Source organism: Roseivirga seohaensis (genome assembly GCF_001592945.1).
GTDB classification, from domain to species: Bacteria; Bacteroidota; Bacteroidia; order Cytophagales; family Cyclobacteriaceae; genus Roseivirga; species Roseivirga seohaensis.
This window is the reverse complement of the sequence record NZ_LRPB01000030.1, coordinates 1-205: the sequence shown is the minus strand read 5'-3', so window position 1 is coordinate 205 and position 205 is coordinate 1. Positions and strand designations below refer to the sequence as shown.

At 44.9% G+C, this 205-nt stretch carries 1 protein-coding gene; it reads right to left on the bottom strand.

From position 1 onward, the window contains the following. Window positions 1–205: hypothetical protein (locus AWW67_RS19040; RefSeq protein ID WP_176700035.1), on the bottom strand; the 205-nt coding region annotated here is incomplete at both ends.

The window sequence follows — 205 nt, the reverse complement described above, 5'->3', positions numbered from 1 at the left end:
TCTAGGTACATCAGTGATGTCACCTGGCTTTTGCCATCTGTCAGCAATACCAACGCTAAGGGCTCCGCCATCAAGAGCGCCCATTAAGCCTGCATAGTTACCATCATAGATTTTACCACCTAGGCTGTAGGCGAACATTACAGAAAGGCTAAATCCTTTGTAGTTTAGGCTGTTTGTGAATGCACCATAAACGTCAGGAATAGAA